The organism is Pseudomonas sp. Pseusp97 (genome assembly GCF_047304025.1).
Classification (GTDB): domain Bacteria; phylum Pseudomonadota; class Gammaproteobacteria; order Pseudomonadales; family Pseudomonadaceae; genus Pseudomonas.
On the sequence record NZ_JBGLYK010000160.1, the window covers coordinates 1 to 13,669 of the forward strand.

10 protein-coding genes are annotated in these 13,669 nt (G+C 67.2%); 4 read left to right on the top strand and 6 right to left on the bottom strand.

What is annotated here, in order from left to right; all coding sequences use genetic code 11:
• Positions 1–532: 532 nt before the first annotated feature.
• From speA to ACCC94_RS21555, 4 genes are all read right to left on the bottom strand, one after another.
• On the bottom strand, positions 533–2,446 hold the full coding sequence (gene speA, locus ACCC94_RS21540) for an arginine decarboxylase (RefSeq protein ID WP_413351571.1): 1,914 nt from the start codon (positions 2,444–2,446) through the stop codon (positions 533–535).
• A 274-nt stretch (positions 2,447–2,720) separates the two neighbouring features.
• Entirely contained in the window at positions 2,721–3,092 is a 372-nt protein-coding gene (locus ACCC94_RS21545) for a translation initiation factor Sui1 (protein WP_413351572.1), read from the bottom strand.
• Between the two features lie 321 nt (positions 3,093–3,413).
• Complete coding sequence (locus ACCC94_RS21550; protein ID WP_413351573.1) at positions 3,414–3,953, bottom strand: NUDIX hydrolase; 540 nt, start codon at positions 3,951–3,953, stop codon at positions 3,414–3,416.
• Entirely contained in the window at positions 3,953–5,017 is a 1,065-nt protein-coding gene (locus ACCC94_RS21555) for a DUF2333 family protein (RefSeq protein ID WP_413351574.1), read from the bottom strand. The genes ACCC94_RS21550 and ACCC94_RS21555 overlap by 1 nt, the downstream gene beginning before the upstream one ends.
• 287 nt (positions 5,018–5,304) lie before the next feature.
• Between ACCC94_RS21555 and ACCC94_RS21560 the strand changes: the two genes are divergently transcribed.
• Both ACCC94_RS21560 and ACCC94_RS21565 read left to right on the top strand, forming a co-directional pair.
• Positions 5,305–6,915 carry a diguanylate cyclase gene (locus ACCC94_RS21560; protein WP_413351575.1) on the top strand — a complete coding sequence of 537 codons (1,611 nt, stop codon included), beginning with the start codon at positions 5,305–5,307 and terminating at the stop codon, positions 6,913–6,915.
• A 139-nt stretch (positions 6,916–7,054) separates the two neighbouring features.
• Positions 7,055–8,410, top strand: a complete 1,356-nt coding sequence (locus ACCC94_RS21565; RefSeq protein WP_413351576.1) for a hypothetical protein — start codon at positions 7,055–7,057, stop codon at positions 8,408–8,410.
• Positions 8,411–8,729: 319 nt separating this feature from the next.
• On the opposite strand, the gene speB is transcribed toward ACCC94_RS21565, so the two are convergent.
• Both speB and ACCC94_RS21575 read right to left on the bottom strand, forming a co-directional pair.
• Entirely contained in the window at positions 8,730–9,692 is a 963-nt protein-coding gene (speB, locus tag ACCC94_RS21570) for an agmatinase (RefSeq protein WP_413351577.1), read from the bottom strand.
• A 307-nt stretch (positions 9,693–9,999) separates the two neighbouring features.
• A complete protein-coding gene (locus ACCC94_RS21575; protein WP_413351578.1) occupies positions 10,000–11,091 on the bottom strand; it encodes a polyamine ABC transporter substrate-binding protein in 1,092 nt (363 codons plus the stop codon).
• A gap of 114 nt (positions 11,092–11,205) precedes the next feature.
• On the opposite strand from ACCC94_RS21575, the gene ACCC94_RS21580 reads away from it, so the two are divergent.
• Together ACCC94_RS21580 and dsbD are read left to right on the top strand one after the other, a co-directional pair.
• Positions 11,206–12,114 carry a LysR family transcriptional regulator gene (locus ACCC94_RS21580; RefSeq protein WP_413351581.1) on the top strand — a complete coding sequence of 303 codons (909 nt, stop codon included), beginning with the start codon at positions 11,206–11,208 and terminating at the stop codon, positions 12,112–12,114.
• A gap of 158 nt (positions 12,115–12,272) precedes the next feature.
• Positions 12,273–13,669, top strand: a 1,397-nt coding sequence (gene dsbD / locus ACCC94_RS21585) for a protein-disulfide reductase DsbD (protein ID WP_413351583.1), incomplete at its 3' end; no start/stop codon positions are given.

Sequence of the window (13,669 nt, forward strand, 5' to 3'; positions counted from 1 at the left end):
CCCCCCCCCCCCCCCCCCCCCCCCCCCCCCGCCCCCCCCCCCCCCCCCCCCCCCCCCCCCCGGGCGGCGCGCCCCCCCCCCCCCCCCGCTCCTACGAAGAGCAAGAAAAAGGACCGTAGGGCGCATAACCCGGAACGGGTTATCCGCCGACCGCCCCGCGGCGGATAACGCTGGCGCGTTATGCGCCCTACGATCTGCACCACACCGGCAGCATTCCCCGTAGGAGCGGACCTTGTCCGCGAATCCCCACCACCACACCGAAACTGCCGGCTGGCCACCATCGCCTCAGCTGGCATCCTGCCGAGGTGCCTCCCGAACAGCGATGATTACGCCGCGCTGGATTTCGCGGACAAGGTCCGCTCCTACGCTGCCTCGTGCTCCGGCACTTTCCTGTGGGAGCGAGCTTGCTCGCGAACAGCCTCAGCTGCGGAGCCCCGTTCGCGAGCGAGGCACAGGCACACTCTCGCTCCCACGAAGAGCAAGAAAAAGCCCCGCCGAAGCGGGGCTTTTCATCACGCAGACCGCCGTCCGATCAGGACGACAGGTAGGCCGAGCGGGTCAACCCCAGGCGCAGCGCATCCAGGAACTGCGTACGCTCGCGGACGGTGAGCTTGGCCCCGGCAACCTTGTCGCGGTAGTGGGTCATCAGCTCCTCGGGCGACAGGTGCACGTAGCGCAGCATGTCCTCGATGGTGTCGTGGGTCTCGATGCCGGCGTGGTAGTAGCTGCCGTCGGCGTTCTGGTAGACGTTCACCGAGTCGGTGTCGCCGAACAGGTTGTGCATGTCGCCGAGAATTTCCTGGTAGGCGCCGACCAGGAAGGTGCCGATCAGGTAGTCCTCGCCTTCCTTCACGTCGTGCACCGGCATGCTGGTCTCGATGCTCTGCTCGTCGACGTACTGGGTGATCTTGCCGTCGGAGTCGCAGGTCAGGTCCTGCAGCACCGCGCGGCGGGTCGGCTCCTCGCCCAGGCGGTGGATCGGCAGGATCGGCAGCACTTGGCCGATGGCCCAGGTGTCGGGCAGGCTCTGGAACACCGAGAAGTTGCAGATGTACTTGTCGGCCAGCTTGTCGTTGAGCTCGTCGAGCACCTGGCGGTGCGAACGCTGGTGCGCCTTGAGCTGGTTGTGCAGGCGACGGCAGATGGCGAAGTAGCACTGCTCGGCCAGGGCCTTCTGCGCCAGGCTGATCTTGCCCTCGGCGTACTGCGCGGCGGCGTCGCTCATGTAGTGGGTCGCGCGCCAGTAGGTCTCGGTGACCATCTCGGCGTCGGTCGGGCCGAGCAGGTCGGCCAGCCACTGGACGATCTCCGGCTGTTCGGCCAGGTCGGTGATCTTCGGCAGCTCGTCGTTGTGGCGCTCGACGTCGGTGACCTGGGTGATCAGCACCGCGTGGTGCGCGGTCAGCGCGCGGCCGCTCTCGGAGAAGATGTGCGGATGCGGCAGTCCCTGCGCGTCGCAGAACTCCTTGAGCATGCCCACCACCACACCGGCGTAGTCGTCGATGTCGTAGTTGATCGAGCTGGCATTGCGCGAGTGGGTACCGTCGTAGTCCACGCCCAGGCCGCCGCCGACGTCCACGTGGTCCACCGGCAGGCCGAGGGCGCGCAGTTCGCCGTAATAGCGGATGGCTTCCTTGAAGCCGTGCTGGTAGTCGGCCAGGTTGGCGATCTGCGAGCCCATGTGGAAGTGCAGCAGGCGCACGCCCTGGTCCAGGCCAGCGGCGCGGAAGCGCTCGACCACCGACAGCAGCTGCGCGGCGGACAGGCCGAACTTGGCCTTCTCGCCACCGGTGTCCGCCCACTTGGAGGACGCCAGCGAGGACAGGCGCACGCGCAAGCCGACCTGGGGCAGCACGCCAATGACGGCGGCCTCCTCGATCACCAGCTGCACCTCGGATTCCTTCTCGATCACGATGAACACGTTGTGGCCGAGCTTCTGCCCCATCAGCGCCAGCTTGATGAACTCGCGGTCCTTGTAGCCGTTGCAGACGATGGTGCCGCCCTTCGGCGCCAGCGCCAGCACGGCCATCAGCTCGGGCTTGGAGCCGGCTTCCAGGCCGATGGAGACGTTCTGGGTGGCGATGATGCTTTCCACCACCGCTTCCTGCTGGTTCACCTTGATCGGGTACAGCGCGGTGTAGCGGCTGCTGTATTCCAGGCGCGCGATGTTGGCGTCGAAGGCGCCGGTGAGCTTGCGCACGCGGTCCTGGAGGATGTCCGGGAAGCGCACCAGCAGCGGCAGCGACAGGCCCGCCTCACGCAGCTGCTCGACCACCGCATGCAGATCGATCGGCTGGGCATCGGCGCCCTGCGGGCGAACTTCCACGTTACCGGCGTCGTTGATGGCGTAGTAGCCAGCGCCCCAGTGGCGAATTCCATAGATGCTGCGGCTGTCAGCCACGGTCCAGTTGCTGCCGTCGTCTTTGCGGGTCCGTCTAGCGGCCATGCGGGGTGGTCTCCTCAGATTGCGCGAATGTGTGCAGGCGCCCGCCCGGCGTGCGGGTGAGTCGTCAAGGCCTGCTGGTTAAACCTAGCCGGGCCTCGTGACGTTGCCGTGTTGACCGCCGGCTTTGGCGGTAAGTTTAGGAAAATCCGACGACACGCCAGGGGCGCGCCGATAAATCTCCCATCTAGGGAAAGGGCTTGCCGGCCATGCGCAGCATGCGCATCGCCTGGAACCCGTTCTCGACAGGGGAGAGTCGCTTGCGACAACAGACGGCTCAGCCGCCGGATTTCTTCGCCTTGAGGCCGCGCCTGGTCAGCTCTTCGAGCAGCAGGTCGACGTGGTCGCCCTGGATCTCGATGATGCCGTCCTTCAACGCGCCACCCGTGCCGCAACGCTTCTTCAGCGCGGTGGCCAGGTCCTTCAGCGCATCGGCCGCCAGCGGCACGCCGGTCACCGTGGTCACGGTCTTGCCACCGCGGCCCTTGGTTTCCCGACGCACGCGAGCGATGCCATCGCCGGCCGGAATCCCGGCCTGCTTGCAGATGCACGCGCCAATGGGCTGATTGCAGTCCGGGCAATGCCGGCCAGTATCAGTGGAGTAGACGAGCCCGCCGAGGGCGGACAGGGAGGATGCTTTCTTGACCACCGGGCGTTTCCCCAGGATTGGCCTCTTCGGGCCAGGTCAACGAATGGCCGGCTGGCGCCGACCGCGACGCCCCACTCAGGCAGGGGCTGCGCAAATCCCGGCGGAGGACCCTGCCGGAAAGGTCGCGCAATTTAGCAGCATTGGAGGCAAATGCTAAGAGCGAAAATGCGTCATTGATCGGCGGTTTGGCGACATGCCGGCCACACCGGAGCCTGGGATGGCTCTGTAGGAGCGAGCTTGCTCGCGAACAACTCCCGCTGAGGAGCCTGGTTCGCGAGCAAGCTCGCTCCTACGAAGAGCAGTCCGCAGCGGATGGCTGCGTCAGAAACTCACCAGATACTTGCGCAGCGCCGCCAGCGAATCCGGGCAGTACGGCGTCCCCGCCCGGGCCTCGGCCAGCACCTGGTGCGGATCGATGAAGCGCGCCTCCATGACTTCTTCGGGCTGCAGCTTCAACGGCGCATCGGACACGGCGGAGAACACCGCGCACCACAGGCGGTTGTCCGGCTGGTCGAAGAAGAACGAACCATGCTCGCGCAACTCGACGCCGGCGATGCCCAGCTCTTCCTCCAGTTCACGGGCGGCGGATTCGGCGTAGCTCTCGTCCGCCTGCACCATGCCGCCAGCGGCCGGGTCCCAGTAGCCGGGGTAGATCGCCTTGCTCAGCGTGCGACGGTGCACGCACAGCTCGCCGGCGGAGTTGAACAGCAGGACGAAGGTGCCCCGGCCGATCAGCCCGCGCTCGCGCAGTTCGGCACGCGGCAGGCTGCCCTTGAGCTGGTCGTCGCGGTTCACCCAGGCGACCAGTTCGGCATCCGAAGCCGCCCGGTGGGCGGCTTCCTTGTCGCTGATGCCGTCCATCAACCCTGGGCCAGCAGTTGACGCAGATCGATGATCGCGGCGTTGGCGCGGGAGATGTAGTTGGCCATCACCAGCGAGTGGTTGGCCAGCACGCCGAAGCCGCTGCCGTTGAGGACCATCGGGCTCCACAGCGGCGCCTCGGCGGCCTCCAGCTCGCGGATGATCTGGCGCACGCTGACGGTGGCGTTCTTCTTCGCCAGCACATCGGCGAAGTCCACCTCGATGGCGCGCAGGATGTGCGACAGCGCCCAGGCCTGGCCACGGGCTTCGTAGAAGACGTTGTCGATCTGCATCCAGGGGGTTTCCTGGATCACTTCCTCGACTTCCGGCGCCTGGCCCGGGGTGACCGGCTTGAGCGGGGTGATATTGGTGTTCAGCTTGACCCGGCCGACGCTCGCCGAGAGGCGCTGGGACAGCGAGCCCAGGCGGGTGGAAACATCGCCCAGCCAGTTGTTCAGGCTGTCGGCGCGGGCATAGAACTGCGCGCCGGCCGGATCGGCGGACAGACGGGCGAGGTAGCGGTCCAGCGACTTGATGCCTTCGGCGTACTCGGATTCGGAGGACGGCAGCGCCCAGCTCTTGTTGTCGAAGTTGAAGCGCGGCTCGGCGCGCGCCAGGTCAGCGTCCTCGGTGGACTGCGACTGGGAGCGGGCGAAGTCCTTGCGCAGCGCGCGGGACAGGTCGCGCACCTGGACCAGGGCGCCGTATTCCCAGCTGGGCATGTTGTCCAGCCAGACGCCCGGCGGGAAGATGTCGTTGGACAGGTAGCCGCCCGGCTTGTTGAGCAGCGTGGCGACCACTTCCTTGAGGGTTTCCACCGTGGTGTAGCCCACCACCATCTGCCGGCCGGCGCGCTCGGCGGCGGCCTGGGCGTTCTGCTGCACGGGGAAGAGGTCCGGCTCCTGGCTCCAGTACCAGCCGATCGCCCCGCTGATCAACAGGTAGACGCCCAGCAGGCCACCCAGCACGCGGCCCAGCCAGGGGCCGCCGAAATAGGCGCGGGCGTCATCCACCGAGTCGTTCACGCGATCACGCACGGAGCCGCGTTTCTTCCAGTTCCACATGGCAAGTTCCTTGATGTCCCGAATTCGAAGATAGCTTGGACCCGCTTCCGGCCCCAGGGTGCCGGGATTTTAGGCCCCACCGCGCAAGCATGCCGCATGCGGGCGAGCCAGCGCAGCCTACCCTGCGCATGGTGCTAGGTAATGCTGCGAATTACAAAGCTTCGAATGTTTGACCGAAGGCACTGTTATTGCCATCCAGGATTGGTAGCATAGGGCCATCACTGTGTATCACGGCGGAAACATCTCGCCCCGCAGGCCGCCGGTACGGCTCTATAAAGAAGCGCGCGATGACCGAGCTCGACGATCCCTCTCTCGACCGCCTCAAGCATCACTTTGCCCAGCGGGTGATCCACCAGGCCCGTCACCTGCTGGAAGTCTGGCAGCGCCTGTCGCGGTCGGAGTGGAACAGCGCGGGGATGGCCGAGCTGGCCGAGGCCTGTCTGCGCCTGCAGCGCTACGCCGAGCGCTTCGAGCAGGCCGAGCACGCCGACCTGGCCAAAGCCATCGACCACTGCCTGCACGCCGTGCAGGACAACCGCGGGCGCCTTTCCAGCGAGCTGATCACCGAGCTCAACCGGCTGATGCAACGCCTCTCGCGCACCGGCCTGCGCCATGGCGACCAGTTCGAGCAGACCCACCTGCCGCCGCTGCGCAAGCCGGTCTACCTGGCCCTGCAGGATCTGGAGCGCGCCGAGCGCCTGGCCCAGCAGCTGGAATTCTTCGGCATGGCCGCGCAGCCCTGCGAGCATGCCAACGCCTTCCGCGCCGCCATGGCCGACCGCCACCCGGCCGCCATCGTCATGGAAATCGACTTCGCCGGCGGCCAGGGCCTGGCGCTGGCCGACGAGGCCCAGGCGGGCCTCAAGCAGAAACTGCCGGTGCTGTTGTTCAGCCATGAGGAAACCGACACCCCGACCCGCCTGGCCGCGGCCCGCGCCGGTGGCCAGGACTTCTTCAGCGGCGCGCTGGACGCCTCCGGCCTGCTGGAGAAGATCGAGACGCTGACCCGCGTGGCGCATTACGAGCCGTTCCGCGTGCTGATCGTCGACGACTCCCGCGCCCAGGCCGCGCACACCGAGATGGTCCTCAACAGCGCTGGCATCGTCACCCGTGCGCTCACCGCGCCGCTGTCGGTGATGGCCGAGCTGGCCGAGTTCCAGCCGGACCTGATCATCCTCGACATGTACATGCCCGAGTGCCTGGGCACGGAACTGGCCAAGGTGATCCGCCAGCACGAGCGCCATGTCAGCGTGCCGATCATCTACCTGTCCGCCGAGGACGACCTGGACAAGCAACTTGACGCCATGAGCGAAGGCGGCGACGACTTCCTCACCAAGCCGATCAAGCCGCGTCACCTGATCGCCACAGTGCGCAACCGTGCCGCCCGCGCGCGCAGCCTGAAGGCACGGATGGTGCGTGACAGCCTCACCGGCCTGTACAACCACACCCACACCCTGCAACTGCTCGACGATGCCCGCTTCCGCGCGCGCCGCGAAGAGCGCCCGCTGACCTTCGCGATGCTCGACATCGACCATTTCAAGCGGGTCAACGATACCTACGGCCACCCCATGGGCGACCGGGTGATCAAGAGCCTGGCGCTGTTCCTCAAGCAGCGCCTGCGCAAGACCGACCACATCGGCCGTTACGGCGGCGAGGAGTTCGCCGTGGTGCTGCCGGACACCGACGCCGCCTCGGCGCACAAGGTGCTGGAGGAAATCCGCCAGCGCTTCGCCGAGATCCACTATCCGGCGCAACCGCACGATCTCTCCTGCACCTTCAGCTGCGGCATCGCCGAGCTGGGCGAGGACATGGACATCAAGACCCTCGCCAAACAGGCCGACGAGGCGCTGTATACCGCCAAGCACGGCGGCCGCAATCGCGTCGAGGTCTACAAGTAACACCTGCCACCGGTCCGGCGCGGCGCGGCGCTCTGCCGCGCCAGTTCCCGACACAATGATAGCACCGTGTCATCAGCCAGTAACGAAACTGCAATAGGTTCAGGACTCGCCGTTTTTTCGCTGTCGGTCGAGACCTGCCATGCGCCTCAAGCTGCTCACCAATCTCAATACCTTCCTGCTCCTGCTCGTGTGCATCGCGCTGGGCGCCACCCTGTGGTGGTCGCAGCGCGCCCTGGAGCGCCCCTTCAACCTGATGGATCGTTACCTGGAACTCTCCCAGGGCTTCGAGCGCCAGGTCGCGCAGAACATCCAGGCCTACCTCGCCAGCGGCGACGCGCTCAAGCAGAAGGCCGCCCAGCAAGGCCTGGACGAATTGGCCGGTGAGCTGCCGCAACTGCCGGACAGCCTCAGCCAACTGCTCGGCCAGAGCCTCGACGAACTGCGTCAGTTCAGCGGCAACCAGCTGCTCGCCGCCGGCAAGCTGGCCGGCGACCCGCAAGGCCTGCTGCTGCAGGCCGAGCGTGACCTGCTGGCCGCGCTGGACCAGCTCGGCGCCTATGCCGAGGCCAGCCAGAACCCCGCTGCCGCCGGCTACCGCACCCCGTTGCTGCAAGCCAGCCTGCACCTGACGCGCCTGGCCCACGCCCGCGCCAAGCTGGTGGAAAGCGGCAATCCGGCGCTGGCCGAGGATATCCAGCGCGAATTGGAAACCCTGCGCCAGCTGGCCGGGCGCATCGACGCCCTGCCGCTGCTCGGAGTACTGGAGCAGCAGGCCTCCGCCTCCGACGACTTCGCCGCCATGATGGGCCTGGAATCCCAGCCCACCGCGCAGGCACAGAGCGAGGACCGTGGCGTGACCTTGAAGCGCGACCTCGCCAGCGTGCTGCGTCGCTTTCCGGATGAACTGGACCGCACCCGCCAACTGATCGCCCAGCGCCAGCAACTGGCCAACGCCACCGCCCAGCGCCTGGGCGCAGTGCAGCAGGCGCTGGCGACCCTGGAGCCGCAGGTGCGCGAGGAGCGCGCGAAGATCCAGACCCAGGTGCGCGTCATCCAGGGAGTGCTGATCGCCCTGATCCTCGCCACCGCGCTGCTCATCGACACCCTGCAACGCCGCCTGGCGCGGGTGCTCGGCCAACTGGTCCCGGCGCTCTCGACCTGGGCGCGCGGCGACTTTGCCCAGCCCATCGCCCTGGCCACCCGCACCCGCGACCTGCTGGAGCTGCAGGAATCGCTGAACCGCCTGCGCGACTTCCTCGGCGCGCTGGACGAGGTGGTCGGCGCCATCCGCACCATTGCCAGCATGGCCCAGCGCATCGCCGAGAGCTCCGCCCAGCAGAGCGGCGCGGTCAGCGAGATTCGCTCGCACAGCGAACGCATCCACCAGCTGGGCAGCGAAAACCTGCGCCTGATCGGCCAGGGCCGTAGCCAGGGCGAGCAACTGCAGGAGCTGGGCGGCGCGTTGCATATCGCGGTGCGGACGTTCCGGGTATGAGCCGGTAACTCGGACCCCGTAGGAGCGGACTCCGTCCGCGATGCTCTTGTGCCGAGCGGTTCGCGAGCGAGCTTGCTACTACAGGACGACTCCGGAGCACTGCTGCTGGGCATTTGTGGGATGGGTGGAGCGCAGCGATACCCATGCTGCCCGCACGCGGCGACTGATGGGTATCGCTGCGCTCCACGCCATCCTACGTCCGAGGTTTCCTGTACCCGCAGGCGCTGAGGCGGTTCGCGAGCAAGCTCGCTCCTACAGGAAGACACCGGAGCTCAACTTGTAGGAGCGAGCTTGCTCGCGAACGCTGTTCAGACCGGGCTCAACGCTCGCCGAGCTTGTGCCGCGCGGCGTAGAGGCAAACCATCTCCATCGCCAGGGTCGCGCCGGCCAGGGCGGTGATCTCGGCGCTGTCGTAGGGTGGCGCGACTTCCACCACGTCCATCCCCACCAGGTTGATGCCGCGCAGCGCGCGGAGGATTTCCAGCGCCTGGTGCGAACTCAGCCCGCCACAGACCGGCGTGCCGGTGCCCGGAGCGAAGGCCGGATCGAGGCAGTCGATGTCGAAGGTCAGGTACACAGGGTTATCGCCTACCCGCGCGCGGATGCGCTCGGCGATGGCCTGCGGCGAATGGCGATGCACCTCGCGGGCATCCAGCACCTGGAAGCCCATCACGTCGTCATTGGTGGTGCGCAGGCCGACCTGCACCGAGCGCGACGGGTCGACCAGCCCCTCGCGGGCGGCGTAGTAGAACATGGTGCCGTGGTCGATCCGCTGGCAGTCCTCGTCCGGCCAGGTGTCGCTGTGGGCGTCGAAGTGGATCAGCGACAGCGGGCCGTGCTTCTTTGCATGGGCCTTGAGCAGCGGGTAGCTGATGAAGTGGTCGCCGCCCAGGGTCAGCAGCGCGCAGCCGGCATCGAGGATGCGCGCGGCGTGGGCCTCGATGACGTCCGGGGTCTCCTGCGGCACGCCGTGGTCGAAGGAGCAGTCACCGTAGTCGACGACCGCCAGGTGGTCGAAGGGATCGAACTCCCAGGGGAAATGCCGCGCCCAGGCCATCTGTACCGAGGCGGCGCGGATCGCGCGCGGCCCGAAGCGGCTGCCGGGGCGGTTGGTGGTGGCGGTGTCGAAGGGCACGCCGCTGACCACCAGGTCGACGCCGCGCAGGTCGCGACTGTAGCGGCGGCGCATGAAGCTGGTGATGCCGGCGTAGGTGGATTCGGCCGCGGTGCCATAGAGGCTGTCGCGGGTGATGGCCTGGTCGTTGTCCTGGGCGATGTCCATGGTGTCCTCATCGATGTCTTTGTGGTGTTGTCCTGATAATTCGGTGTCTTCGGAACCACCCTCTCCCCAGCCCTGGCTGCGCGCCCCGCTCCGAAGGGAGAGGGAGCTGTCTGTGCCGGCTGACGCTACGGCTCCAACCTGCACCGAACGGTCCCCTCTCCCTTCAGGGAGAGGGTTAGGGAGAGGGCAAACGCACACGAATCAGCTCCATAGGGCGCATAACCTGGGACAGGTTATCCGCCGGTCCGGACCCGGCTCGGCGGATAACGCTGGCGCGTTATGCGCCCTACGAAAGCCCGCGGTTTCCTTAGCTACGGGTCCGGAATGCCGACCACAGCCGCGTCCGCTCGCGCTGCTGCTTCAAGGTCAGCAACTGCTCGCCGAACAGCTTCTGGCGCATGGCCGGCGCCGGGTAGATGTCCGGGTCGCCGGCCACGTCGGCCTTGAGTAACGGCGTGGCCTTCAGGTTGGCGTTGGCGAAATACAGGGTGTTGGTCAGCTCGGCGATGGAATCCGGGCGCAGCATGAAGTCGATGAAGGCGCGCGCCTCCTGCGGGTGCGGCGCGTCCACCGGGATGGCCATGGTGTCGAACCAGATCAGCGTGCCTTCCCTGGGAATCCGATAGATCACCTCGAACGGCTTGTTCGCCTGTTTCGCCTGCGCAGCGCCCATCAGCGCGTCGCCGGTGTAAGTCAGGGCAACGCACAGCGTGCCGTTGGCCAGGTCATTGATGTGCTTGCCACTGGCGATGTAACGCACGCTGGGCTGCAGCTTCGCCAGCAATTCGCGGACCTGGGCCAGGTCCGCCGCATCGGTGCTGTAAGGCGGCTTGCCCAGATAGTTCAGCGCCACGCTGATCACCTCCTGGGGCGAGTCGATCAAGGAGAGGCCGCAGTCGGCCAGGCGGCTGGCGTACTCGGGCTTGAACAGTAGGTCGAGGCTGTCCAGCGGGGCGTCGGGAATGCGCTTGAGCACCTCGTCCTTGTTGATCGCCAGGCCCACGGTGCCCCAGGTGTAGGGCACGCCGAAGCGGTTGCCCGGATCGATGGCGGCGAGCTTGGCCAACAGTTCCGGGTCGAGGTTGGCGAAGTTCTTCAGCTGCGCGTCGTCCACCGGCTGCACGGCCTTGGCCTGGATCGCGCGGGCCAGCCCGCTGCTGGCGGGGAAGACGACGTCGTAGCCGCTGCGGCCGGTCATCAGCTTGCTGTCGAGCACCTCGGCGCTGTCGAAGGTGTCGTATTTGACGCGGATGCCGGTTTCCTTCTGGAAGCGCTGCAGGGCATCGGCGCCGACGTAATCCGCCCAGTTGTAGAGGTTGAGCACCCGCTCCTGCGCCGGCAGGGGCATGGCCAGGGCCACCGCCATAACCGCGAGAGAAGCCCGGAAGAACGCACGCATGATCATCGCCTCAGCTTGTTGTGGTTATGCGGCGAGCATGGGCCGGGCTTTACTTTGTAAAAATACAAAGTTAATTACTTTGGCATTTCATCATGGCAATGTTTGGAGACGGTGATGCTCAGCCAATTGCGCGACCTCGACCTGCAACTGCTGCGGCTGTTCGTCACCGTGGTCGAATGCGGCGGCTTCAGCGCCGCGCAGGGCGAGCTGGGGCTGAGCCAGCCGAGCATCAGCATCCAGATGGCCAAGCTGGAAACGCGCCTGGGCTATCGCCTTTGCGAGCGCGGCAAGGGTGGTTTTCGCCTGACGCCCAAGGGCGAGCACCTGCTGCAATCGACGCGGCGGCTCTTCGTGGCCATCGAGGGCTTCCGCGACGAGGCGCGCGGCGTCGCCGACAAGCTGCTCGGCGAGGTGCGCATCGGGCTCTCCGAGGGGCTGGACGTCGAGGTGCTGGCGCAGCTGTCCGGGGCGATCCGCCGCTTCCGCCAGCGCAACGAGGCGGTCAATCTGGAACTGCTCACTGCCGCGCCCGCCGAACTGGAGCGCCTGCTGCTGCAGGACCGCCTGCACCTGGCAGTCGGCTATTTCGCCGGGACCCAGGCGGCGCTGGAGCATGTCGAGCTGTTCAGCGAACCCCAGGGACTCTACTGCGGCGCCGGGCACCCGGCCTTCAGCGAAAGGAAACCGAGCCGCGACTCCCTGGCCGACTCCGACCAGGTGCTGCACCCCTACCGTTTCATTGCCGCCGATGAGCCGCTGCAAACCAGCCGCAGCAGCGCGCGCTGCGAGCAGGTGGACGGGAGCCTGGCGTTCATTCTCTCCGGAGCGCACATCGGCTATCTGCCCAGGCATGTCGCCCAGCCGTGGATCGAGCGCGGCCAGCTGCGCGAACTGCTGCCCGGCGAGCTGGGCTTCGACGTGGCCTTCAGCCTGACCCGCCATCGCGGTCGCCACCCCGGCGACGCCGAGCAGGCCTTCGTCAGCGACCTGCTGGCAGCCTTCGGCCGGCACGCGGCCGATTGACGCAGCGGCAGCGGGAACCGGGACTCGTAGGCGCAGTCCCACAGCCTCTATCACTTCTTGTGACAGCTGATCCGGCAACGCCTCGGGCCGCACCGGAAGCTTTCCGCTATCATGCCCGCCACTCATCTGTCCGCCATTACGTAGTCCGCGAGATGTCCATGCGCCGCCTGCTCACCCTGCTCCTGCTCCTGGTCGCCCTGCCCGCCTCCGCCGGCCTGTTCGACAAACCCGCCGAGAAGGGCGGCTTCGCCGTCGGACAACCGGCCAAGGGCGATTTCCTGCCGGTGGCCGAAGCCTTCCGCGTCAGCGTCGAGGACAGCGACAGCCAGCAGGTGAAGCTGCGCTTCATCAATGCCGACGGCTACTACCTCTACCAGCACCGTTTCAGCTTCAAGGTCGAGCCCGCCGACAGCGGCGTGAGCGTGGGCGAAGTGAAGCTGCCGCCGGGCAAGCAGCATCACGACGACTATTTCGGCGATACGGTGGTCTACTACGCCATCACCGACATCGAAGTGCCGCTGCTGAACCCGCAGCACAAGCCCTTCACCCTGGTCGTCAGCTACCAGGGCTGCGCCGACAAGGGCCTGTGCTACGCGCCGGAAACCACCCGCCTGCAGATCGCCGATGGCCAGGCCGCCAGCGTCGTGACCGGCCCCGCCCCCTCTGCCACCGCGGCTAAGTCCGCCGCCTCGGGCAACCCGCTGGCCAGCCTGCTGGGCGACCACGAGCCGGGCAAGATCAAGAAACTCGGCCGCGCGCTGGTGATCTTCTTCCTGCTGGGCCTGGCGCTGACCTTCACCCCCTGCGTGCTGCCGATGCTGCCGATCCTCTCCGGCGTGGTGCTGCGCGGTCGCCCCGGCGGCATGCGCGGCCTGGCACTGTCGCTGGCCTACGTGCTGCCGATGGCGGCCTGTTACGCGGTGCTCGGCACCCTGATGGGCCTGTTCGGCGCCAAGCTCAACCTGCAGGCGATGCTGCAGTCGCCCTGGGTGCTGATCCCCTTCGCTGCCTTCTTCGTGGTCTTCGCCATCGCCATGTTCGGCGCCTTCGAGCTGCGCCTGCCGGGCTTCGTGCGCGAGCGCCTGGACAACATGGCCAACAACACCCGTGGCGGCTCGATTGCCGGCGCCGCGACCCTCGGCGTGCTTTCCAGCCTGCTGGTGTCGCCTTGCGTCACCGCCCCGCTGGCCGGCCTGCTGCTGTACATCAGCAGCACCGGCGACGCGGTGGGCGGCGGCCTACTGCTGTTCTCCCTGGGCCTGGGCATGGGCACGCCGCTGGTGATCTTCGCCGTTGGCGGCGGGGCGCTGCTGCCCAAGAGCGGCGCGTGGATGAACGGCGTGCGCAACGTCTTCGGCGTGATGCTGCTGGCCGTGGCCATCTGGATGCTCGAGCGCCTGGTGTCCGGGCCGGTGGCGCTGACCCTCTGGGGCACCCTGGCCGGCGGCGTCGCCCTGGCCATCGGCACCCTGGAACTGGGGCCGAAAAGGCCGCTGCAGCGCCTCGGCCAGTTGTTCGGGCTGATGCTGCTGGTCTACGCCGTGGCCGCCTGGAC